The sequence below is a fragment of the Rhodanobacter sp. BL-MT-08 genome (assembly GCF_054161255.1).
This window is the reverse complement of the sequence record NZ_CP167872.1, coordinates 3908686-3931673: the sequence shown is the minus strand read 5'-3', so window position 1 is coordinate 3931673 and position 22988 is coordinate 3908686. Positions and strand designations below refer to the sequence as shown.

Here is a 22988-nt window from a genome sequence, read left to right as displayed (position 1 = left end):
TCACTGATGGGCACGAGATCAGGCACAGGCACCGCAGGCTGCGACGTGATCTCGCAAGCCGCCGCTCGGCGCACGCTCTGCTGACGTTCATTGCGAGTTGCTAACGCCGAGGTCGCTAGCATCATGGGTGTCCACAAACCACTCATCTGCGCGAGGTACGTCATGGATTTTTTCTTCAACGAACCAAACCGGGTCGTCGATCAGGTGTTGGGATCACTGGCCAGCTCGGAGCCATTGATTGTTGCGGAACCGGCCTCCGGCATGCGCATTCTGGCGCGCGCCGACTGGCGCGGTGAAAAGGTTGCCGTGCTGTCTGGCGGTGGCGCCGGTCATGAACCGTCGCATGCGGGTTTTGTGGGGCGCGGCATGCTCGCCGCCGCGGTCTCGGGCGAAGTGTTCGCCTCCCCCAGCGTCGCCGCGGTACTGGCCGGCCTGCGGCACTGCGGCGGCAAGTCCGGCTGCTTGCTGGTCGTGAAAAATTACACCGGCGACCGACTCAATTTCGGCCTGGCCGCCGAGCAGGCCAGACGCGAAGGGCTGGACGTACGCATGGTGATCGTCGCCGACGACATCGCGCTGGCCGATGCGAGCCAGCCGCGCGGCATTGCCGGCACGGTGCTGATGCACAAGTATGTCGGCCATCTCGCCGAGCAGGGCCTTGCGCTGGATGAGCTAGCCAAGCGCGCCGAGCACTTTGCCAGTCAGCTGCTCTCGCTGGGCATGGCCTTGTCCAGTTGCACCCTGCCGGGGCATCCGATCGAGCGACGCAGTCCCGAATTGGGCTTGGGCATTCATAACGAGCCGGGCGCCGAGCAGGTGGCGCCCGGGGACGCCGGCGAGGCGGTAGCCATCGTGCTCAAGCCGCTGCTGGCCGAGGCGCAGCGGCGCTTCGGCGGCAAGCGCCGGCTGATCGTGATGCTCAACAATCTCGGCGGCTGTTCCACGCAGGAAGTGGCGGTGCTGACGGATGAGCTGCTCACGCGCATCGGCGTGGAGCGCATCGCTCTGCTGGTACGCCCGGCGGCCCTGATGACCTCGCTCGATATGCACGGTTTTTCGATCACCCTGCTGCCAGCCGATGACGACTATCTGGAGGCACTCAGCAGCCCCGTCGACGTGGCCGCATGGCCGGGCGTCTGCCGGCCGCACGCGCAGCAGACGTTCGCTGTCGCAGGCGATGCCGACGATGAGCCTGCGGTCGGCGAGCGCAGTTCCACCACGGAACAGGCGATTCAGCGAGTCACTGCCGCGCTGCGCAACGCGGAACAACAGCTCGACCAACTCGATGCGCGCAGCGGCGACGGCGATGCCGGCAGTACATTTGCCGCTGGCGCACGGGCCGTCGACGCTAAGCTAGCCAACGGTGCACTGAGCAGCGCGGAGCCTTCGCGTCTGAATGACGAGCTGGGACGCCTGCTCGCTCGCGCCATGGGCGGTTCCAGCGGCGTGCTGTTGTCCATTTTGTTCACGGCTACCGGCACGGCGCTAGCAGCCGGCAAAGCCTGGCCCGATGCCTTGAGCGACGGGGTCGAGCGGGTACAGCACTACGGCGGCGCTCGGCTCGGCGACCGCACCATGCTGGATGCATTGATTCCGGCGATCGCGGCATTGCCGCAGGGGCTGGCGGCCGCGGCGGCCGCCGCTCGCACCGGTGCCGACCACACGGCCACGATCACTCGCGCCCGCGCGGGGCGCTCGGCCTATGTGCCGGAGCATGCGCTGGTGGGTGCGGTCGATCCCGGGGCCGAGGCGGTAGCGCTGGCGTTCGCCGCGCTGGCCACGCACTGAAAGATTGAGCGTCCGCACATCGCGGTTGAACGTCGCTGACTCGAACGGCTTTCAATCGCCCTTGCGCTTGCGATCCTTCTGCCGGTGCTGGCCTTCCGCCAGCACCTTGAAGCGGTTCAGCGATTGCAGCCAGAGTGCGTTGTGGCTGGCGTCGCTTTCGATGCTGGCTTCGTTTTCGCTGAGGGTGTCGGGAATGCGGTTGAACGGAATGCGCATCGGCGCCGCGTCGTGTTCCAGCGCCAGCTGCATGCTGCCGAAGTAGACCTTGTTGTAGCCGAACTTCGCGTTGATGCGATCAACGAGCGCGTCTACCTTGCGCGGGTCGTCGGTCGATGCGAACAGCGAGCCACTGCTCTGCGTGCGCGGTACCAGCCGCAGCAAGGTCACGCTGACCGACAGCGGCACGGCGTTGGCGGGGCCGGGCAGCAGGCGTGTACGTTGGCCGCTGTCCAGCATGCTGTTGAGCAGCTGCAGCAGCTCGCGGCTGTCGTCGGTGTGATCGAAGGTGAGATCGCGCTCCCAGCGCAGCTCGTGGCCGACAAAGCGGATGCGTACCGCCAGCGCGCCGCCCAGCATCTCTTCGCGGCGCATGCGCATGGCGGCTTTGACCAGCAGCTTTTTCAGCACGGCGCGTGCGCCGATGGCGTTGCGCAGCTCGGGACCGAGCACGTGCGAATGGCCGATCGAGCCACGCACGGTCGCTGCGACCGGCAGCCACGCGCCGCGTAGCAGCCCCCACATGCGCTCGCCTTCGATGCCGCCCCACACATGCCGCAAGCGATGTTTGTCTGCCGCGGTAAGCTCCTCCACCGTGCTGATGCCGGCGTCGTGCAGGCGCGCTTCCATCGAGGCGCCGATGCCGCACAGATCGCGCAATGCCAGACCGTGCAGCGCCTGCGGCAGCCCGGCCTGTTCGATCACGGTGAGGCCGTCGGGCTTGCGCATATCCGACGCCGTCTTCGCCAGAAAGTCGTTCGGCGCGATGCCGATCGAGCAGCGGATCGCGCCGCCCGGCGCAGCCAGCGAAACTTCGTGCTTCACCTGCGCAGCAATCGCTTCGGCCACGGCGCGCTGCCGCTGGCGGCCGACCAGTTCGCACGCCACCTCATCGATGGAGCCCACGCGCGCAATGGGAATGGCGCGATCGATCGCCTGGATCAGCCGATGGTGCCAGTACACGTAGCGCTCCGGTCGCGCGACGCGAATCTGGATGCCCGGACACAGCCGCCGCGCGTCGCGCACCAGCGTGCCGGTGCCGACGCCAAAGGCCTTGGCCTCGTAGCTGGCGGCAATCAGGCTGGTGGTTTCGGCGGCCACCGGCACCACGCCCACCGGACGAGCGCGCAGCGTTTCGTCCTCGTGCTGTTCCACCGAGGCGAAGTAGCTGTTGAAGTCGACGAACAGGCTGCGCAGGCTCATGCAAATCTCGTAAGCGAGCTTCCTGTATAGCTCGACCCGGTCTCGCTATGGGAGACGGCGTCACGTGTGGCGAAGGTCACACCAGGCTGGTCGCCACCCCGAAACCGATCGCCATGATCGCCGCCACCGCCATACAGGCGCTGCCGGGGCGAATGCGGCGGGCGTCGATGCGCGGGGTGAGTCGCCAAAGCAGCACGGTGCCTATCAGCATGTCGAACACCAGGGCCACGCGCAGCAGGCCGGAGGCGAGCAGCGGCGCGTAGGGCGGATGCAGGTGCCCTTCGAAACTCGCCACGCCAACGATCAGCACAATGCCGATCAGGTTCCACAGCAGGCACGCGAGATACACGCGGTTGAACAGCACGCGGCTGCGCTCGGTCCAGCGCAGCACGGCGTAGGCGATGAGGGCGAAAAACAGGGCGAAGATGGAGCTGTACAGCACCCACCACAGCAGGCTGCTGAGCAGGGTGAGTAAAGTGATCATGTGACCTGCTGAAAGCCCAGCTTGCGCAGCACCTTGGCCATCAGCCAGGCCGGCCCGATCAGCAGATAGGAAAGGTCAGTCAGAAAGCTCGGCTTGCGCCCCTCGTATTTGTGGCCGATGAACTGGCCGATCCACGCGAGCACGAATACGCCGACCGCCAGTTCGCACAGCCCCACGGCGCCGAGCTGGTAGAACAGCGCGTTGGTGATCAGCCCCAGCACCACGAACGCAATGAGCAGCGCGGCGGCCAGACGATGCGAATGTTTCCAGTACCAGTAGAACGCGGCAACCATCGCCAGCACCGCCCACGACCCGGGCCGCAGGAAGCTGGCCGGTACGGGAATCGCCCACAGCAGCGCGATCACGCTCCACACGATCGGCGGCACGCAGATCCAGTGCAGGCGCTTGTTGGTCGGGTTCTGATGGTCGCTGCTGTAACTGTCGAGCCAGTTCTGCATGGTGCGCATGGTGATGCCCTCGTATTCGCGGGATGGAAGCCGGCGGCGTGGTGGCCGCGCGGGTCTCAACACTGCGCTGAGCTTAATCCAGCCCGCGCCGGGCGCAACGTCGCGTTGCACCACGCGCGCATCCGCGTCGGTCAGTCCAGCGTGATGCCGGCGAGTTTGTGCAGGGCTTCGGCGTACTTTTCGGCCGTCGCGGCGATCACGTCGTCGGGAATGGTCGGGCCCGGGGCTTTTTTGTTCCAGCCCATGGCTTCCAGATAGTCGCGCACGAACTGCTTGTCGTAGCTCGGCGGGCTGATGCCGACCTGGTAGTCCTCGGCGGGCCAGAAGCGCGAGGAGTCCGGCGTCAGCATTTCGTCCATCACATAGAGCTTGCCGTGGGCGTCGGTGCCGAACTCGAACTTGGTGTCGGCGATGATGATGCCGCGCTCGGCCGCAAACGCCGCCGCCCACTGGTAGATTTTCAGCGTGGCGTCGCGCACTTCATTCGCGGTGGCGGTGCCGACGGCGGCGACCACGGCATCGAAGCTGACGTTCTCGTCGTGATCGCCCACGGCCGCCTTGGTCGACGGCGTGAAGATCGGCGCGGGCAGCTGCTGGGCCTGCTGCAGGTCGACCGGCAAGGTGATGCCGCACAGCGTGCCGGTGGCCTGGTAGTCCTTCCAGCCCGAGCCGATCAGGTAGCCGCGGGCGATCGCCTCGACCGGCACCGGCTTCAGGCGGCGCGCCACCACGGAGCGCTTCTCGTACAGCGCAAGATCGGTGCCAGGCGGCAGTACGTCGGCGAGCGGCACGTCGAGCAGGTGGTTGGGTACCAGGTGCGCCGTCTGCGCAAACCAGAAGTTGGATATTTGCGTGAGCATTTCGCCCTTGCCCGGGATCGGGTTGGGCAGCACCACGTCGAACGCGGACAGGCGATCGGTCGCCACGATCAGCAGGCGGGCCTCTTCCGGCGTGCCATCCGGGCGATGGCTCGGAGGCAGCGCGTAGACGTCGCGCACCTTGCCGCGATGGAGCAGTTCCAGGCCGGGCAGATCGGATTGCAGCAAGCTGGTGGGCACGACGTGGGTTCCGCTGGCGGTGGAGAATCGCCATTGTAACTGCTGCGGCCGCGCCGCCGGAACGTCGCAGCTCACAGGCCGTGTGGCGGGCACTGCTAGAATTGCGCGTCTTCAACCCCATGTCCTGCCGATGCGAACCCTTCAGATTGCGGCATGTTGCTTCGCCGCGGCCATTCCTGTGCTTGCCCAAAGCCAGTCAGCCATGCAGCCGCCCAGCCGGCTGGGCCTGTGTGCGGCCTGTCATGGCGCCAACGGGTACGCCAGCCAGCCCGGCGTGCCGAATCTGGCCGGGCAGCATCTGGACTATCTGCGCAGCGCGCTGAAGCAGTACCGCGACGGCAGCCGCAACGTGGCGCTGATGCGTGCGGCGATCGGCCCGGTCAGCGATGTCGAGCTCGATGCGCTGGCGCGCTGGTACAGCGCCCAGCCGCCGCAGGCGGTGCCGTCGCGATGAGTTACTCCTATACCCTCTGGTTCGCCTTTTTCGGCCTGCTGATCGGTCACGCGCCCGGCGCGATTACCGGCGCCATCGTCGGCTTTATCTTCGACAACCTGCGCCACAGCCAGCGCAAGAACGCCACGCCGGAGGCGGGCGGCTTTATCGGGCCGCTGTTCACCCTGCTGGGCGCGGTGGCGAAATCCGACGGCCGCGTGTCGGAAGCGGAAATCGCCATCGCCGAACGGATGATGGCGCGCATGAACCTCGATGCCGACCAGCGCAAGCAGGCCGCCGCCAGCTTCAACGCCGGCAAGCAGCCGGAGTTCGACGTGACCCGCACCATCAACGAGCTGCGCGGCTGGGTCGGCATGCGCCGCGACCACGCCTTCCCCGTGCTCGATGTGGTGATCGACACCGTGCTCGCCGAAGGCAATCCGGCGCCGGAAAAAATGGCGATTCTGCGCCAGCTTGCGTTTGCGCTGCGGGTCAGCGAAATGGAGCTGATGGCGCTGATGGCGATGAAAGGCTACGCCTGGAACGGCGGCGGCCAGCGCGGCTATAGCCGCGGCACAGGTTACGGTTCGAGCGGGAACTACGTGCCCCCGCAGCGCACGGCGCAGGGCCCGGATCCGTACGCGGTGCTCGGGATCGACCGCAGCGCCGACGATCGCGCGGTGAAGCGGGCCTATCGCAAGCTGATTTCCGAACACCACCCCGACCGCCTGGGCGATCTGCCCGAAGACATGCGCAAGCGGGCCGAGTCGCGCGCCAGCGAGATCAACGCGGCGTACGACCGGATCAAGGAGCAGCGGGGGTTTAAGTGAGGCGGGGAACAGGGAACGGGGAGCAGGGATGTGCTGTTTCTTCGTAACGCTCGTTTCGCGAGACAATTGAGACCTTCAGCGCTGCCGGCCTTACGCCTTTTTTCGTTCCCCGTTCCCCGTTCTCGCTCCGAGGTTAATCATGAAGCAAGCCCCGATGATCGCTCCGTCCATCCTCGCCGCGGATTTTGCGCGGCTGGGTGATGACACTGCCGCTGCGCTGGCCGCGGGTGCGGACTGGGTACATTTCGACGTGATGGACAACCACTACGTGCCGAACCTCACGATCGGCCCTGCGGTGCTTCAGTCGCTGCGCAAGTACGGCATTACGGCGCCGATCGACGTGCATCTGATGGTGAAACCGGTCGATCGCATCGTGCCGGATTTCGCCAAGGCGGGTGCGACCAACATCAGCTTTCATCCGGAGGCCAGCGAGCATATCGACCGCACGCTGGGCCTGATCAAGGATGCCGGCTGCACCGCTGGGCTGGTGTTCAATCCGGCCACGCCGCTGGATCACTTGGACTATGTGATGGACAAGCTCGACCTGATCCTGATCATGTCGGTGAACCCGGGTTTTGGCGGGCAGAAGTTCATCCCCGGCGCGCTGGAGAAGCTGCGTCAGGTGCGTCGCCGCATCGATGACAGCGGCCGCGCGATTCGGCTGGAGATCGACGGCGGCGTCACGGCTGAAAATATCGCTGCCATTGCCGAAGCCGGTGCGGACACCTTCGTCGCCGGTTCGGCGATTTTCCACGCCAAGGACTACCGCGCCGAGATCGACGCCATGCGCAAGGCCATCGGCTGAGTTAAATATCGGGGTCGGCGCGCGAGTAGCGCCCAATAAAAATCCCGGCGCAGGGCAGCACCGGGATAAACGTCGTCAGACGTGAGAGGAAACATCAACGATTGGCGCGGGTCGATGCGAGCGCATCGGAGGGAGGGGTCAACGCCCGCATCGACACATTCCACGGCTATGGAAGCGCGCCAATCACAGACTCAGACAGTGGGTTTTCGGGTTTGGTTCCCGCGTTGGTCGAAATAAACTGCGAACGCTCGCGTGATTTACGGGAGCTCAAAAAAGCTCCCCCCGTTACTGAGGGGAGAACAGGTCACCATCATCGTCGAAAAATGCGCCGATACGGCGTCAGAGCGGCTGCCAGCTGGGGTCCGGGTCCTGCCGCGTCGTTGCATCTGGCGGGCTTCCGTTCGCGCCAGATGCCCGCTCGCCTTCCATGGCAGCCCAGCCGTCGGAGCCTGAGTCGATAAAACCTGAATAGAGTGAATGTTTCAGCACGGCCGCGGCTTCAGTGAAAGCCGAAAATCACGCCCAGCAGCAGCGCGCCGATCGCCAGCGACACGCGCAACGGCTCGAAGCTGCGCAATTCGGCGTTGGGGTCGCGTTCTTTGGGTTCGTTGCCTGGCATTGCCGTTCTCCGTGCGTGGTTCATGGCGGCCATCACACCGCGTTCTGGGGCGCTGGCGCCGACGCAATCGGGCGTGCCTGCCGCTGGGTTGTGGCAATACGCGGGCAGTGGCGACGGATGGCTTGCGCCAGTGCCCTTCACATAGCACGCTGCGCCCACCACAAAGGAGCGCGCCATGGGCCGCAGCATTGCCATCGTTGAAGACGAACCGCTGATCCGCGCCAACTACGTCGAGGCCCTGAACCGATTCGGCTACGACGCGCGCGGCTACGGTTCGCGGCAGGAAGCCTCGAGCGCGTTCGCCATGCGTCTGCCGGAGCTGGTGATTATCGACATCGGCCTGGGCGACGAGCCGGAGGGCGGCTTCGACCTGTGCCGCGAGCTGCGCGCCAAATCGTCCACGCTGCCGCTGATTTTTCTCACGGCGCGCGATTCGGATTTCGACGTGATCTCCGGCCTGCGCCTGGGCGCCGACGACTACCTCAGCAAGGACACCAGCCTGCATCAGCTCGCTGCGCGCATTGCGGCGCTGTTCCGCCGGATCGAGTCGCTGAAGGCGCCGGCCTCCAGCGAAACGGTGATCCAGCACGGGCCGCTGAAGCTGGAGTCCGAGCGCATGCGCATCACCTGGAACGGCGAGGAGATTCCGCTCACCGTCACCGAGTTCTGGATGGTGCACACGCTGATCCGCTTCCCCGGCCACGTGAAGAATCGCGACCAGCTGATGCGCGAGGCCGAGCTGGTGGTGGACGATGCCACCATCACCTCGCACGTCAAACGCATCCGCAAAAAATTCATCGCCGTGGCGCCCGAGTTCGACGGCATCGAAACCGTGCACGGCGTCGGCTACCGGTGGAAGCCGTGATGCGCGCGCCGCTCATCGCGCTTGCACTGATGCTGGTCGCCACGACGGGGCATTCCGTCGATCGCACGGCGGCCGCTCCGGTGGCTGCATCGTCCGCCGCGTCGCCGATTTCGCTGTCGACGTCGCATGGCGCCTCGCACGTCCCGCCGCGCGCTGCGACCGCAGCGACCCAGGGTGACGCAAAGACGGTAACTGTCAGCGGCGGCGCCGACGAGTCGGTGCCCGGCTGGTCCATCGTGACCGTTCCGCCCGCGGGCTGGACCAGCGACTGCTGCCAGTACGCCCGCGCCATCGGCGTGAATCTGGTGATCTACCAGGGTGACTGGACCGGCAACCCCGATCGCGTGATGGTGCTCAACGTATGGCCGCGCAAACTGCCTTCGCTGAGGGCGGAGCGGGCGGCCGACCAGGCCAGCTATCTGAAGAAAGATCCGCAAGCCGCGGTCAGTGCGTTTCCGGTCACCGGCACGGCCATGACCTGCGACGGCGTGCTGTATCAGGGCAGCGACCACATGGACGATGCCGTGGTGTTCTGCGATCCCGGCAAAGCCACCGGCATCCGCCTGAGCTGGTCGATGACGGTGGCCGCCAAGGATCCGCAGCGCGCGTCGGTGCTGGCGCTGCTCCGGCAGGTGGTGCAGAAATCGACGTACACGAAATATCAGCGCGGCGACAAGTCCACCAGCCGAACGTCAGCGCCGTGATGGCACGCCGATGCCTGCATCGCGGCTAGTCTGCCGATGAGCCTGCGCAAAAAGCTGCTGCTGGTGGCGCTGTGCACGCTGGCGCTGCCGATCGCGGGCTGGCTGTATGTGCGGCAGATGGAGACGCTGCTGCGCGAAGGGCAGGCCGATGCCTTGCTCGCTTCGGCACGCGCCGTGGCGCGCAGCCTGGTGGTCACCGGCGCGGTGCTGCCGGAAGATGCCAACGGCTGGTACGTGCAGGAGGCGACCAGCCCCATCACGGTGGACGGCTACGGCGACGACTGGGCGCCGCTGACGCCGTGGAGTCAGACGCTCGGCCCCGCATCGAATCCTCGCGGCAAACTGCTGCTGGCCCAGGACGGCGAGTGGGTTTACCTGTACGCCGACGTGCGCGACACGCGCCGCACGCGCGCCGATGCGAGCGACGCCAATGCGCTGGCCGCCGACCATCTCATCCTCACGCTGGCGAACGCGGCGGGCCAGCAGCGCTATCTCTTGGCCAGCGCGGCGCCCGGCCCGCTGACCGCGCATCCGCTCGATCCGCCGGTGGCCGGCTTTCCCGATCCGCTCACCGCGCAGTGGCAGGAAGACGGCAGCGGTTATCGCGTCGAGCTGCGCCTGCCGCGCGGCCTGAAACTGCGCGCGCTGGGCGTGGGCGTGTACGACGCCTCGGCCGGCGGCGATCCCACGGCGGCGGATACGCGACCGCTGCTTGCCTACTCGACGCTCCTGTCTGGTGAACTGGGTCGGCTGGCGCCGGACGACGTGCAGGCGCGCCTGCTGGCGCCGCAGGGCTGGCTGCTGGCGCGTAGCGGCCGGTTGAATACCACGCCGGGCACCGACGGCCAGCCCGGCTGGTTTGCCTCGATCATCTACCGCTCGCTGCTCGGCAAGCGGCTGGAGGACGCCAGCCTGTGGTCGCAGGACGTGCCCCGACTGGATACGCGTGAAGTCGCTCGCGCTGGCGCGGGCAAGCCGGTCAGCGTGTGGCGCAGCGGCGAGCAGCGCGGCAGCGTGGTGCTCACCGCCGCCGTACCAATCGGGCAGGGCGGCAAGGTCAACGGCGTGCTGCTGCTGGAGCAGGCCAGCCGCACCGTGCCGCTGCTGGCCAATCGCGCGCTGCTCGGCCTGCTGTTGACCAGCTTTGGCGTGCTGCTGATCGCCGGAGCGATCCTGCTGGCATTTGCCACGCGGCTAAGCCTGCGACTCGGCCGATTGCGCAACGCGGCCGAGCGCGCGCAGCTCAACGATGGACGTCTGGACGGCCTTTTCGAAGACGGCCGTTTTCCGATGACCGAATCGACGGATGAGATCGGCGACCTTGCGCGTAGCTTCGAAAAACTGTTCGGCATGGTCGGCAGCTATACCGACTACCTGCGCACGCTGACCTCCAAGCTGTCGCACGAGCTCAACACGCCGCTGGCGATCGTCAAATCGTCGCTGGACAATCTGGAGCACGCAGCGCTGACGCCTGAAGGCCGCCCCTATCTGGAACGCGCGCGCGACGGCGTGGCTCGGCTCGGTGCCCTGGTGCGCGCCATGAGCGAATCCAGCCGCATGGAGCGCTCGATCAACAGCGCCGAACCTGAAGACGTGGATCTACGCGACGTCGTGCGCGGCTGCGCCGACGCCTATCGCGCACTGATCGGCCCGCGCCGGCTGGACTGCGTGCTGCCCGACGCGCCGCTGGTACTGCACTGCGCGCCCGAACTGGTAGCCCAGGCGCTGGACAAGCTGTTCGACAACGCGCTGTCGTTCACGCCCGAGCAGGGCTGGCTGCGGCTGAGCCTGTCGCCGATCGAACATGGTGCGCAGATCGAGCTGGCCAACCAGGGCCCGCTGCTGCCCGAAGCCATGCAGGGTCGCCTGTTCGACACCCTGGTCAGCCTGCGCGACAAGGCCACGCCGGGCGACGTGCCGCATCTGGGACTGGGTCTTTACGTGGTGCGGCTGGTCGCCGAACGCCATCACGGCGTCGCCACCGCGCGCAATCTCGATGACGGCAGCGGCGTGGCGTTTGCGCTGCAGCTGCATCCCATGCAGCGCAAGCGGCTCTGAGCCAGCCAAACGTTGCGTCGAAAAATCTTGGGCAGGCGACGTCAAATGCCGTCGCCTGCTATCTTCAGCAGCCGCTTTCCTTGAGTCAGAGCCGCTTGTGATTTCCCGAGACGAATTCGACGTGCTGGTGGCCAGGGGCCATACGCGCATTCCGCTGGTGCGCGAGGTGTTTTCCGACCTCGATACGCCGCTGTCGGTGTATCTGAAGCTGGCCGATGGCCGCTATACGTTTCTGTTCGAGTCGGTCGAGGGCGGGGCGACCTGGGGCCGCTATTCGATCATCGGCCTGCCGGCCCGGCGCGTTTATCGGCTGCGTGGGCACGAGCTCGAAGTCGAAGATTCGGGCGAGGTGACCGAGCGCCGCCACGTCGCCGATCCGCTGGCGGAAATCGAAGTGCTGCGTCAGCAGTACGACGTGCCGCAGCTGCCCGAGCTGCCCGCTTTCAGCGGCGGTCTGGTCGGCTATTTCGGTTTCGAGACGATTGGCTATATCGAGCCGCGGCTGGCGCAGTGGGATCGCGCCGACGAGCTGGGTACGGCCGATGTGTTGCTGATGCTGGCCGAAGAAGTTGCCGTGTTCGACAACCTCAAGGGCCGCCTGTATCTGATCGTGCACGCCGACCCGGCACAGCCCCAGGCTTACGCCAACGCGCAGCGGCGGCTGGATGCGCTGGTCTACCGCCTGCGTCAGGGCGGCGCCTCGTATCCATCGCCGACGCAATCGGTCGAGCTGGTGGACGAGAGCGATTTCACCTCGTCGTTCACCCGCGAAGAGTTCGAGGCGATGGTCGAGCGGGCGAAGGAATACATCCGCGCCGGCGATATTTTTCAGGTGGTGCCGTCGCAGCGATTGAGCGTGCGTTTCAACGCGCGGCCGATCGACGTCTATCGTGCGCTGCGCGCGCTCAATCCGTCGCCTTACATGTACTTCGTCGATCTGGGCGATACGCAGATCGTCGGCTCGTCGCCGGAAATTCTGGCGCGCCTGAAGGACGGCAAGGTCGTCGTGCGTCCGCTGGCCGGCACGCGCAAACGCGGCGCGTGCGAGGCGGAAGACGTTGCGCTGGAAGCCGAGCTGCTGGCCGATCCGAAAGAGCGCGCCGAACACGTGATGCTGATCGATCTTGGCCGCAACGACATCGGCCGCATCAGCGAAACCGGCAGCGTGGAAGTCAGCGAGTCGTTCGCCATCGAGCGCTACTCGCACGTGATGCATATCGTCTCGCAGGTGCAGGGCAAGGCGCGCCCGGGGCTCAGTTACATGGATGTCCTCAAGGCGACGTTCCCGGCCGGCACGCTCAGCGGCGCGCCGAAGATCCGCGCGCTGGAAATCATCCAGGAGCTGGAGCCGTACAAGCGGAATATTTACGCCGGCGCGATCGGCTGGATCGGCTGGTGGGGCGACGCCGACACCGCCATCGCGATCCGCACCGCGGTGATCCAGAACGGCCGCCTGCACGTGCAGGCCGGCGCGGGCATCGTCTACGACTCCGACCCCGCCGCCGAGTGGGAAGAAACCATGAGCAAGGGCCGCGCGCTGTTTCGCGCGGTGGCGCAGGCGGCGAAAGGCTTGTGATGAAGCATCGGAGCGCGTCGACAGCGATCGCCGGTCTCATGCTGTGTTGTGTGGTCGACACCGCCGTGGCGCAGGACGCGGCGCCGGCGTGGCCGGCTACCAAGGTCGGTCGACTCGAATCGCTGGCGCTGCTGCAAACCTTCAATGCTGATCTGCTCAGCCACGACAGCGCCACGCTGACGATGGAGCGATGGTGCGGCGCGCACCACATGGCCGAGCCGGTCAAGGTCAGCGCGCAGCGCGTCAACGGTGACGACAAGCCGCTGCCTGACGATCTGCGCACGCGCCTGGCGATCGGACCGAACGAGCCGGTGCGCTATCGGCGCGTGCTTCTGCGCTGCGGCTCGCATGTGCTCTCCGAAGCCGATAACTGGTACGTGCCCTCGCGCCTCACAGCCGCGATGAACGAGCAGCTCGACCACACGGATACGCCTTTCGGACGCGTTGTGCTGCCGCTGCATTTTCGTCGGCAGACGCTGGATGCGACGTTGCTGTGGTCGCCATTGCCCGCGGGCTGGGAGACGAGCGATAAAGCATGGCCTGCAGGCCAGGGCAGCTTGTCGATTCCGCATCAGGTGCTGCAGCATCGCGCCGTTTTATACGCTGCCGACAATCGGCCGTTCAGCGCGGTAATCGAAACCTACACCGAGCAGGTGCTGGCGTTTCCGGCGCCAGCGAGTCACTGACTCGCGATCACTCCGCTTTTGCCAGCTGCTTGCGCAACGCGACCGCCTGAGCGCGAATGGCCTTGCGCTCATCCTCGCTCAAGCGCCCCAGCGACTTCCACTGCAGCGCGGCGCGCGGGTGATGGGCAAAGCGCGTCTGATGACGGTCGAGAAAATCCCAGTACAGCGTGGTGAAGGGGCAGGCGTCGTCGCCGACGGCTTTATCGGGTTTGAAACGGCAGTCGTCGCAGTAGTTGCTCATGCGCTGGATATAGCGACCGGACGAGCAATAAGGCTTGGACACCATCTTGCCGCCGTCGGCAAACTGGCTCATCCCCATCACGTTGGGTGCCTCGACCCATTCCACCGCGTCGACATAGATGGCCAGATACCACGCGTGGATATGCGCCGGCTCGACGCCCAGCATCAGCGCGAAGTTGCCGGTGACCATCAGCCGCTGGATATGGTGCGCGTAGCCGTGTTTCAGCGTCTGCCCCAGCGCTTCGCGCAGGCAATTCATGTCGGTGTCGCCGGTCCAGTAAAAAGTGGGCAGCGGCGCATGCGCCTTCAGCGCATTGCCCTGCAGCAGCTTCGGCATGTCGCGCCAGTACATGCCGCGGATGAATTCGCGCCAGCCCAGCACCTGCCGCACGAAACCTTCCACCGCGGCCAGTTCTGCGCGTCCGTTCTTCAGCGCATCGGCGGCGGCCTGCACCACCTCGCGCGGGTCGAGCAGCTTGAGGTTCATCGCGGTGGACAGTCGTGCGTGATACAGCCACGGCTCGCCGCTCCACATTGCGTCCTGCCACTGGCCGAAGGCGGCCAGGCGGTGATCGATGAAATCCTTCAGCGCCTGCTTAGCCTGTTTTGGTGTGACCGGCCAGTCGAAAGCCTCCAGGCTGCCGGGGTGATCGCCGAAGCGCTCGGCCACGAGATCGAGTACTTCACGGGTGATCGCGTCCGGCGGGAAACGCTTGGGTGCAGGCAGCATGCCCGGACCTTTCTTGCCGAAGCTCTTGCGGTTGTCGTGGTCGTAGTTCCACTGACCGCCGGTCGGCTGGTCCTCGTCCATCAGCACATCGAAGCGCCGACGCATCCAGCGATAGAAATGCTCCATGCGAATCTCGCGGCGCGCGCCGACCCATTCGGCAAAGTCCTCCGGCTCGATAAAAAAATGCCGGTCAGGACGCTCGGCGTATTCGACGCCTTCGGCCTTGGCCACGGCGCGCAGCGCTTCACGCACACGCCACTCGCCGGGACGCACCAGCACCACGCGTTCGGGTTTCAGCTTGCGCAAGTCCTCGCGCAGCACGTCATCAAGTTGCGCATGCCTGTGCTCGCCCAGCGCCCGATAGTGCAGCGGCCAGTCGCGCGTGCGCATGTCGTCACGAAAGTGCCGCATCGAGGCGAGAAAGATCGCGATGCGCGCCTGGTGCGACCACACGTGCGTGGCCTCACCGGCGCACTCGGCCATCCACAGCGCATCGAGCGCGGGGTCGAAATCTTCCAGCACGGTTGATTCGCGATCCAGCTGGTCGCCAAGCACCACAATCAAGTTACGCATCGGATAGCTGCTCTGTTTTTACGCCAATCGTAGTTGCTCTGGCACGGTATCCGGAATGCGTGCGACATCAGCAGCCGCAGAAAATATTCGGTAGAGCAGAGCAGTCGGACCTTAAGCTGCAAGGCTTGGGACCCAGAAATCCTAAGGCCTTCGTCGGAATTCGCCACGCGCGTCTGCAACGCAATCCGCTTGCGTGGTGGCCTTGGAGATCAGGTTGAGTCACGTTGTACGCAACCGTGAATCTGAGCACGATTCGCTCAACTTAATGCCGCAAAATCTTTCGACAAGATTATCGAATTAAATGGTCGAAATTCCCCACGCGTTTCTGCAAGAATCAGCGGGCACGATGACTGGGGGGTACTCGTGCCGAGGCATCAAGTCGCTTCCACGCGACACCCCGGGCTTCTTCGTCGGGCGCTGGTGCAGGCGTTTCACACTTCCGGTGACTTTAAAGCAGGCGTTCTTTCGAACGCCGTGCGTCCGTGTGCATATCACTACTCAAGGAGCGGGAACGATGCATCATTTGTCCAGTAAGAAAGCCATGACGTTGCTGATGATTTGCGGCCTTTCCGGTTGCGCATCCATCGTGGGCGGTACACATCAACACCTCAGCGTGGAGGCTCGTTCCGGCGGCCAAAGCGTCCAGGGCGCCAATTGCACGGTGACGAATAACCGGGGAACACAAAGCGTCACGACGCCAGGTACGGTCACCGTCCGCCGAGATAGCAGTCCGCTCGACGTCCAATGTGTGAAAGACGGCGCTCCGGTCGGAAGCCAGATGACCTACGCCACGGTGCGCGGCATGGTCTGGGGCAATATTCTCTTCGGCGGCCTGATTGGCCTGATCGTCGATTTCGGCAACGGCGCGGCGCATCACTATCCGAACATGATCTCAGTGATGTCGAATGCTCCGTCTTCGCACGCCTATTCTTACATCAGTCCTTCGGTGCCGTCGTCGGTTAGCTACAGCCAGCCGCAGAATTCACCACAGGTGGATCTGGCCAGTCTCGATGGGCGAATTGGCGCTTCCATGTTCAATGCGGCGCAAAACGTCGCCGCTACGCGGCAGTGTGACCGGGCGATCCGCGTGCTCATGGCAGACGGTCAGCGTGCGTTGTTCGAGTCGACATGCCCGACAACGGCCGCGCTGCAGATCGAGTGCACCGGTGCGTCATGCAAGGCCATGCACCCGGAGGGTTGATTCAGTAGTCAGACCAGTCGCTGGCGGGCGATAGTCCGCCAGCGGTTCGCTTCGGTGGCTGCGCAATCATGTCAACGTTCCGCAGTTATGGAGCGGACAACCTGCAGTGCTCGCCCACGCAAGGCCGGTTGACCGCGGGTAAGCCCTGTGTCGGAGCATTACCCCGTCGAACTGGCGAGATGACGGCAGCATGCGTCATCCCGCACAATGACCGCCTGCAGATGCGAGCGGTGGCGGTCCAGGCAGACCTGCCGCTGTCGCACAGCCGGCACGCGCCGTTGGTGGCCCGCGCTGTTTTACCGACAGGATCCGCCATCCCATGCTGCTGATGATCGATAACTACGACAGCTTTACCTTCAACCTCGTGCAGTACCTCGGGGAGCTGGGGCAGCAGGTGAAGGTGGTGCGCAACGATGCGCTGGACGTGGCCGGCATTCGCGCGCTGAAGCCTTCGCACATCATGATTTCGCCGGGTCCCGGTACGCCGGACGACGCCGGCGTCTCGCTGGATGTACTGCGCGAGCTGTCGGCGGAAATTCCGGTCTTCGGCGTATGCCTGGGCCATCAGGCGATCGGGCAGGCGTTCGGCGGCAAGGTGATTCGGGCCAAGCAGATCATGCACGGCAAGACCTCGCCGGTGCGCCATCGCGGCCAGGGCGTGTTTGCCGGCTTGCCCGACCCTTTCGAGGCGACGCGCTACCACTCGCTGGTGGTGGAGCAGCACTCGCTGCCGGATTGCCTGGAAGTCACCGCGTGGACGGAAAACGCGGACGGTTCGATCGACGAGATCATGGGCCTGCGCCACAAGACGCTGCCGGTGGAGGGCGTGCAGTTTCATCCGGAGTCCATCCTGACCCAGCACGGCCACGATCTGCTGCGCAATTTTCTCGGTCAGCCGCTGAAGCTCGCCGCATGAGCACGGCGCATCGCGAGGTACCGCATCGGGAAATCACGATCACGCCGCAGGAGGCCTTGCAGCGCACGATCGAGCATCGCGAAATTTTCCACGACGAGATGATTTCGCTGATGCGCCAGATCATGGGTGGGCAGGTCAGTCCGCTGATGACGGCGGCGATCATGACCGGCCTGCGCGTCAAAAAGGAAACGATCGGTGAGATCACCGGTGCGGCGCGCGTAATGCGCGAGCTATCGGCCAAGGTGCCGATCGGCGGCGACACGCGTCACCTGCTCGATATCGTGGGCACCGGCGGCGATGGCGCGTCGAGTTTCAATATCTCCACCGCGTCGATGTTCGTGGCCGCCGCGGCTGGCGCGCGCGTGGCCAAGCACGGCGGCCGCAGCGTGTCGTCGAAATCTGGCAGCGCCGACGTGCTGGAGTCGCTCGGTGCGTCGATCGATCTCACGCCGGCGCAGGTCGCGCAGAGCATGGAAGAAACCGCCATCGGCTTCATGTTCGCGCCAAACCATCATCCCGCGATGAAGGTCGTCGCGCCGGCGCGGCGTGAGATGGGCGTGCGCACGCTGTTCAATATTCTCGGCCCGCTCACCAATCCGGCCGATGCTCCCAATATCCTGATGGGCGTATTCCATCCCGATCTCGTCGGAATCCAGGTGCGCGTGCTGCAGGCGCTGGGCGCGCGTAACGCTCTAGTGGTTTGGGGCCGCGACGGCATGGACGAAATTTCGCTGGGCGCTACCACCCTGGTGGGCGAGCTGCGCGACGGCGTGGTGCGCGAGTACGAAATCGAGCCCGAAGACTTCGGCTTTGCCATGGCCTCCAGCCGCAATCTGCGGGTGGAAAATGTGGAGGAATCGAAAGCGATGCTGCTCGAGGCCTTGCAGGGCCGTCGCGGCGTGCCGCACGACATCGTCTGCCTCAACGCGGGCGCGGCGCTGTACGCGGCCAGCGTGGTCGACTCGATCGACGACGGCATCGAACTGGCGCGCTCCACCATTGCCAGCGGCGCGGCGCATGAGAAAATGAATGCGTTTGTCGAAGCCACGCGCCGGCTTGCCGCATCCGCGTAAAGTGGGCTCGCGTAGCCACTAGCATGGCCGCGTGCTTGCACAAGCCGAAGCGGCGATACTGCAGCACGCGCCGCTTGCCCGATTCAAATACCCACGTTATTCCAATCAGAGACATGCCATGACCGACATTCTCAATCGCATTCTTGCGCGCAAGGCCGAAGAAGTCGCCGAGCGCAAAGCGAAAATGCCGATGGACGAGCTGATCGCCCGCGTCAAGGACATGCCCGACACGCGCGGATTTGCCGCCGCGATCGAGGCAAAGATCGCCGCCGGCCTTCCTGCGGTGATCGCCGAAGTGAAAAAGGCCAGTCCCAGCAAGGGCGTGATCCGCGCGGAGTTCGATCCGGCGGCGATCGCACGCAGCTACGAGGAGGCCGGCGCCGCCTGCCTCTCGGTGCTGACCGACGCGGATTTTTTCCAGGGCAGCGAGGCGTTTCTGCAGCAGGCGCTGGGCGCGTGCACGCTGCCGGTGCTGCGCAAGGATTTCATCATCGATCCGTATCAGGTGTACGAGGCGCGCGCGATCGGCGCGGACTGCGTGCTGCTGATCGTTTCCGCGTTGGACGACGACGTGCTGCTGCAGCTGTCGCTGCTGGCCGCCGAGCTGGATCTCGACGTGCTCTGTGAGGTGCACGATGAAGAGGAACTCGAGCGCGCGATGGCCGTGCCGGTACCGCTGATCGGCGTCAACAATCGCAACCTGCGCAGCTTCGAGACCTCGCTGGAAACCTCGCTGGCGCTGCAGGATCTGATCGAATACGACCGCGTGCTGGTCGCCGAATCCGGCATCCATACGCCGGAAGATGTTGCGCGCCTGCGCGAGGGCGGCATCCAGGCGTTTCTGGTCGGCGAGGCTTTCATGCGCGCCGAAAATCCGGGCAGCGAACTGCGACGACTGTTCGGCACGCCGTGACCGCGCCACTGCCGCATGACGCGATGCCGGACGAGGCGGCGTTCGCGGCCAAACCTGTCGAGCTGGATATCCCCGCTGCAACGACAGACACGGTGCCGGGCGACCCCACCATCATCGATGCCAGGGTGTCATGCGTGGTGCTGTTCGATTTCGACGGGGTGCTGATTCATGCCGATTCGTTCGGCCTTTTCATGCGCGATCGCTACAAGCGCTCGCTGCTGCGCAAGCTGCTGGTGCTGCCTGCCGTGCCGTGGCTGCTTCTTGGCCTAATGGTGTCGTGGCGCTGGCCGGTGCGCACGCTGGTGCACATCGGTCTGCTCGGCGTCAGCGAGCCGCGCTACGCCGCGGCGGCCAAAGCATTCGCCGCCCATCTGGTGCGTCGGCCCAGGCTGTTCTGTCGCGATGGCCTGCTGGCGCTGCGCCGGCATCAGGCCGCGGGCGACCGGGTGGTTGTGGTCACTGGCTGCGAGTACACGCTGGTCAGCAGCATCCTGCAGGAGCTGGGCCTAACCGATGTCGAAGTGCTTGCCTCGCAGCTGCGGCCCAGCTGGCTGGGCATGCGGGTGAAGTCGCACAACGTGGGCAGGCGCAAGCTGCAGGCGCTGGCGTCGCACGGCCTGCAGGCCTGGCGCGTGGCGTACAGCGACTCATCGCACGACATTCCGATGCTGAAGCCGGCGGCCGAGGCGGTGCTGGTCAACGGCACGCCCAAGCTGTGCAAGAAAATCGAAAAGGCGCTGGGCCGCAGCGTGAAACGCGTCGAGTGGTTCTGAGCGCGCGACGTTCGGACTGCTTTCGCCTATGAATCAGGCGCCACATGAGCGTCTGATGAAAACGATCAACTGCCGGTTTCAGCGCGTGCCGCGCACCACGATGGTCTTGCCGGACACGTCGATCATGCGCTGCTCTTCCAGCTGCTTCAGCACCCGACCGACCATCTCGCGTGAGCAGCCGACGATGCGGCTGACTTCCTGACGCGAGATGCGGATCTGCGTGCCGTCCGGATGGGTCATGGAGTCCGGCTCCTGGCACAGGTCCAGCAGCGTGCGCGAAATCCGGTTGGTCACATCCATGAAGGCCATGCGGCTGACCTGGCGCGACGTGCGCAACAGTCGCGTGGTGAGCTGCGCGCCGATGGCGAATAGGATCTTCGGGCATTCCTCGCGCAGCGAGGTCTCCATCAGCTGAAACAGTCGCTCGTAGCTGATCTCGGCCATTTCGCACGGCGTGCGCGTGCGCACCATCGATTCGCGCTGCGCCTGCTCCACGAACAGGCCCATTTCGCCGATGAACTGGCCACGGCTGATGTACGCCAGGATCAATTCGCGGCCCTGTTCGTCCTCGGTGCAGACGGCGAGCGAGCCGTCGATCACGTAATACAGCGTATTGGCCGGGTCACCCGGACGGATGATCGCGGTCTTACCCGGGTAGCGGCGGCGATGGCAAAGCGCAAGAAATCGCTCCATCGAAGCGGGATCCGGCGCGAAGTTGAGCGGTGCCTGAGAACGTTCAAACGCTTGCTGCAGCTGGTATTTGAGTTGCGCCACTATCATCCCCGCAGATGGTTTCATGCCGGCGGCAGCCAAGGCTTGCCGTCGAATCAGTCGTCGTTGCCGTCCCCTGTTGGCCTGCATTATGGCAAACCTGAGCACCTTGCCGCAGGTTCAGTTTTTTCGCGTTTTACCGCATACTCCGCGGTCTTTCGGCGAGGGCAACGTTACGTTGTCGCACGCCGGTCACAACGATCGCGGAAGGTTGCTGCCTGCGCGTCACACCATTCAGCGGGGACCCTTGTCGCTAACCCGCCTCCACTGCTGGCCTCATAACGCCATGGAGAGTCGCCTTGGTTAAACCACTTCCCCGTCTTCGCCTGCAGGGCTTCAACAACCTGACCAAGGCGTTGAGCTTCAACATCTACGACATCTGCTATGCGGTGTCCGAAGAGCAGCGCAGCAATTACATCGAGTACATCGATGATCAGTACGACGCCGATCGCCTGACCCAGATCCTCACCGATGTGGCCGAGATCATCGGCGCCAACATCCTCAACATCGCCCGCCAGGACTACGACCCGCAGGGCGCGTCGGTGACGATGCTGATTTCCGAGGAGCCGGTGCTGGAGAAGCTCGGTCGCGACACCATCACCGGTGCTGTCGTCGCGCATATGGACAAGAGCCACATTACCGTCCATACCTACCCGGAAACGCACCCGCACAACGGCATCGCCACCTTCCGCGCCGATATCGACGTGGCTACCTGCGGCGTGATTTCCCCGCTGAAGGCGCTGAACTACCTGATCGACAGCTTCGAGTCGGACATCGTGGTGTGCGACTACCGCGTACGCGGCTTCACCCGCGACGTGAAGGGCAAGAAGCACTTCATCGACCACAAGATCAACTCGGTGCAGGACTATCTGGCCAAGCACATCCGCCAGAAGTACGAGATGTTCGACGTCAATGTGTATCAGGAAAACATGTTCCACACGAAGATGCACATCAAGGACTTCGACCTGGACACCTACCTGTTCGACTCGCACGCCGACGACCTGTCGTTCAAGGAGCGTCAGCGCATCGAGTCGCTGCTGCGGCGCGAGATCGAGGAGCTGTTCCACGGCCGCAACCTGATGTAACGAAAAACCCGCCGAAAGGCGGGTTTTTTCTTTCTATGCGGTGCGCGCGGGTGTTATATGCGGTGCGCGCGGGTGTTAACGGTCACCATTCGTAGCCGAGGTCGTACTGGCAGGCAGCTATTTTTAGCCGTTCACCCTGAGCGTAGGCCCAAAGGGCCGGAGTCGAAGGGCAAACTGCGGTTCGGCGACAGATCTGGCGAAGTCAGTAATTGCTTCGCCAGCCCAAAACGCCAACCCTCAAAGTCGATACGCTACCGCCTTCATCACCATCGAGCTCAGGTACATCAGCTTCGGCAGCGGAAAGGGCAGATCGACACCGCCGCGCTGCTCGGCCTCCTGCGCGTGGCGCACTTCATCCGCCTGCATCTGGGTCAGCACGGCGCGCGAGCGTTCGTCGGCCGCGGGCAGCCTTTCCAGATGGTCCTGCAGATGCGCCTCGACCTGGCGCTCGGTTTCCACCACAAAGCCCAGGCTCAGCGAATCGCCGGCCAGCGCCGCGGCGGCGCCGATCGCGTAGCTGCCGGCGTACCACAGCGGATTGAGCAGGCTGGGGCGGCTGTCCAGCTCCTTCAGGCGCGCGGCGCACCAGGCCAGGTGATCGGTTTCCTCGTCGGCCGCGTGCAGCAGGTGCTCGCGCGTATCGGCATGGCGGGCCAGGGCGGCCTGACCCAGATACAGCGCCTGCGCGCAGACTTCGCCGGTGTGGTTGATGCGCATCAGGCCGGCGGCGTGGCGGCGCTCGGTGTCGTCCAGATCCGCCTCCACCACGGCATGACCGGGAGAAGGACGCTGCGCGGCGGGCGATCCGGCCACCGCTTCCAGCGCGCGCTCGCACTGGGCAAGCAGCCGGTCGAGCGGCGTGAGGGTACGGACGTTCATGGCGGCTCCTGCTTTCATAAATGCTTACTCCGTGAATGTTGG

The 22988-nt window shown here is 65.0% G+C and carries 22 protein-coding genes; 15 read left to right on the top strand and 7 right to left on the bottom strand.

Annotation, left to right across the window (positions count from 1 at the left end):
- Positions 1–162: 162 nt before the first annotated feature.
- Positions 163–1788 (top strand): dihydroxyacetone kinase subunit DhaK, encoded by a 1626-nt coding sequence (locus ACDK93_RS17545; RefSeq protein ID WP_458070306.1) that lies wholly within the window; start codon positions 163–165, stop codon positions 1786–1788.
- Positions 1789–1839: 51 nt separating this feature from the next.
- Here the strand turns inward: ACDK93_RS17545 and ACDK93_RS17540 are convergent, their stop codons facing one another.
- The 4 genes from ACDK93_RS17540 to ACDK93_RS17525 form a co-directional block, all read right to left on the bottom strand.
- Positions 1840–3207 (bottom strand): DNA polymerase Y family protein, encoded by a 1368-nt coding sequence (locus tag ACDK93_RS17540; protein WP_458070305.1) that lies wholly within the window; start codon positions 3205–3207, stop codon positions 1840–1842.
- Between the two features lie 76 nt (positions 3208–3283).
- Complete coding sequence (locus ACDK93_RS17535) at positions 3284–3691, bottom strand: hypothetical protein (protein ID WP_458070304.1); 408 nt, start codon at positions 3689–3691, stop codon at positions 3284–3286.
- Positions 3688–4158 carry an Mpo1 family 2-hydroxy fatty acid dioxygenase gene (locus ACDK93_RS17530; RefSeq protein ID WP_458070303.1) on the bottom strand — a complete coding sequence of 157 codons (471 nt, stop codon included), beginning with the start codon at positions 4156–4158 and terminating at the stop codon, positions 3688–3690. Before ACDK93_RS17530 ends, ACDK93_RS17535 begins: the two co-directional genes overlap by 4 nt.
- A 131-nt stretch (positions 4159–4289) precedes the next feature.
- Positions 4290–5216, bottom strand: coding sequence for a phosphoribosylaminoimidazolesuccinocarboxamide synthase (locus ACDK93_RS17525; protein WP_458070302.1), 927 nt, complete (start codon positions 5214–5216; stop codon positions 4290–4292).
- 202 nt (positions 5217–5418) lie between these two features.
- Between ACDK93_RS17525 and ACDK93_RS17520 the strand changes: the two genes are divergently transcribed.
- From ACDK93_RS17520 to ACDK93_RS17485, 8 genes are all read left to right on the top strand, one after another.
- Positions 5419–5670, top strand: a complete 252-nt coding sequence (locus ACDK93_RS17520; protein WP_458070301.1) for a c-type cytochrome — start codon at positions 5419–5421, stop codon at positions 5668–5670.
- Positions 5667–6479, top strand: coding sequence for a co-chaperone DjlA (djlA, locus tag ACDK93_RS17515; RefSeq protein ID WP_458070300.1), 813 nt, complete (start codon positions 5667–5669; stop codon positions 6477–6479). The genes ACDK93_RS17520 and djlA overlap by 4 nt, the downstream gene beginning before the upstream one ends.
- A 139-nt stretch (positions 6480–6618) precedes the next feature.
- Positions 6619–7284: a ribulose-phosphate 3-epimerase gene (rpe, locus tag ACDK93_RS17510; protein ID WP_458070299.1), complete on the top strand. Its 666-nt coding sequence runs from the start codon at positions 6619–6621 to the stop codon at positions 7282–7284.
- A 794-nt stretch (positions 7285–8078) separates the two neighbouring features.
- Positions 8079–8768: a proteobacterial dedicated sortase system response regulator gene (pdsR, locus tag ACDK93_RS17505; RefSeq protein ID WP_458070298.1), complete on the top strand. Its 690-nt coding sequence runs from the start codon at positions 8079–8081 to the stop codon at positions 8766–8768.
- Complete coding sequence (locus ACDK93_RS17500; RefSeq protein WP_458070297.1) at positions 8768–9472, top strand: hypothetical protein; 705 nt, start codon at positions 8768–8770, stop codon at positions 9470–9472. Before pdsR ends, ACDK93_RS17500 begins: the two co-directional genes overlap by 1 nt.
- A gap of 36 nt (positions 9473–9508) precedes the next feature.
- Positions 9509–11530 (top strand): ATP-binding protein, encoded by a 2022-nt coding sequence (locus ACDK93_RS17495; RefSeq protein ID WP_458070296.1) that lies wholly within the window; start codon positions 9509–9511, stop codon positions 11528–11530.
- A 97-nt stretch (positions 11531–11627) separates the two neighbouring features.
- Positions 11628–13106: an anthranilate synthase component I gene (gene trpE, locus ACDK93_RS17490; RefSeq protein ID WP_458070295.1), complete on the top strand. Its 1479-nt coding sequence runs from the start codon at positions 11628–11630 to the stop codon at positions 13104–13106.
- Positions 13106–13792: a hypothetical protein gene (locus tag ACDK93_RS17485; protein ID WP_458070294.1), complete on the top strand. Its 687-nt coding sequence runs from the start codon at positions 13106–13108 to the stop codon at positions 13790–13792. Before trpE ends, ACDK93_RS17485 begins: the two co-directional genes overlap by 1 nt.
- Positions 13793–13799: 7 nt before the next feature.
- On the opposite strand, the gene ACDK93_RS17480 is transcribed toward ACDK93_RS17485, so the two are convergent.
- Complete coding sequence (locus ACDK93_RS17480; RefSeq protein ID WP_458070293.1) at positions 13800–15335, bottom strand: cryptochrome/photolyase family protein; 1536 nt, start codon at positions 15333–15335, stop codon at positions 13800–13802.
- Positions 15336–15849: 514 nt separating this feature from the next.
- Here ACDK93_RS17480 and ACDK93_RS17475 point away from each other — a divergent pair.
- The 5 genes from ACDK93_RS17475 (at position 15850) to ACDK93_RS17455 (ending at position 20211) form a co-directional block, all read left to right on the top strand.
- Positions 15850–16536 carry a hypothetical protein gene (locus ACDK93_RS17475; RefSeq protein WP_458070292.1) on the top strand — a complete coding sequence of 229 codons (687 nt, stop codon included), beginning with the start codon at positions 15850–15852 and terminating at the stop codon, positions 16534–16536.
- A gap of 319 nt (positions 16537–16855) precedes the next feature.
- Complete coding sequence (locus ACDK93_RS17470) at positions 16856–17452, top strand: anthranilate synthase component II (protein WP_458070291.1); 597 nt, start codon at positions 16856–16858, stop codon at positions 17450–17452.
- A complete protein-coding gene (gene trpD / locus ACDK93_RS17465) occupies positions 17449–18525 on the top strand; it encodes an anthranilate phosphoribosyltransferase (RefSeq protein ID WP_458070290.1) in 1077 nt (358 codons plus the stop codon). Before ACDK93_RS17470 ends, trpD begins: the two co-directional genes overlap by 4 nt.
- Before the next feature lie 118 nt (positions 18526–18643).
- Positions 18644–19438 carry an indole-3-glycerol phosphate synthase TrpC gene (gene trpC / locus ACDK93_RS17460; protein WP_458070289.1) on the top strand — a complete coding sequence of 265 codons (795 nt, stop codon included), beginning with the start codon at positions 18644–18646 and terminating at the stop codon, positions 19436–19438.
- Positions 19435–20211, top strand: coding sequence for a haloacid dehalogenase-like hydrolase (locus ACDK93_RS17455; RefSeq protein WP_458070288.1), 777 nt, complete (start codon positions 19435–19437; stop codon positions 20209–20211). Before trpC ends, ACDK93_RS17455 begins: the two co-directional genes overlap by 4 nt.
- Positions 20212–20289: 78 nt before the next feature.
- Here the strand turns inward: ACDK93_RS17455 and crp are convergent, their stop codons facing one another.
- A complete protein-coding gene (crp, locus tag ACDK93_RS17450) occupies positions 20290–20904 on the bottom strand; it encodes a cAMP-activated global transcriptional regulator CRP (RefSeq protein ID WP_458070287.1) in 615 nt (204 codons plus the stop codon).
- Positions 20905–21281: 377 nt separating this feature from the next.
- Here crp and speD point away from each other — a divergent pair, with 377 nt between their 5' ends.
- Entirely contained in the window at positions 21282–22067 is a 786-nt protein-coding gene (gene speD, locus ACDK93_RS17445; protein ID WP_179482522.1) for an adenosylmethionine decarboxylase, read from the top strand.
- Positions 22068–22304: 237 nt separating this feature from the next.
- On the opposite strand, the gene coq7 is transcribed toward speD, so the two are convergent.
- A complete protein-coding gene (gene coq7, locus ACDK93_RS17440) occupies positions 22305–22946 on the bottom strand; it encodes a 2-polyprenyl-3-methyl-6-methoxy-1,4-benzoquinone monooxygenase (protein WP_458070286.1) in 642 nt (213 codons plus the stop codon).
- Between the last annotated feature and the right edge of the window lie 42 nt (positions 22947–22988).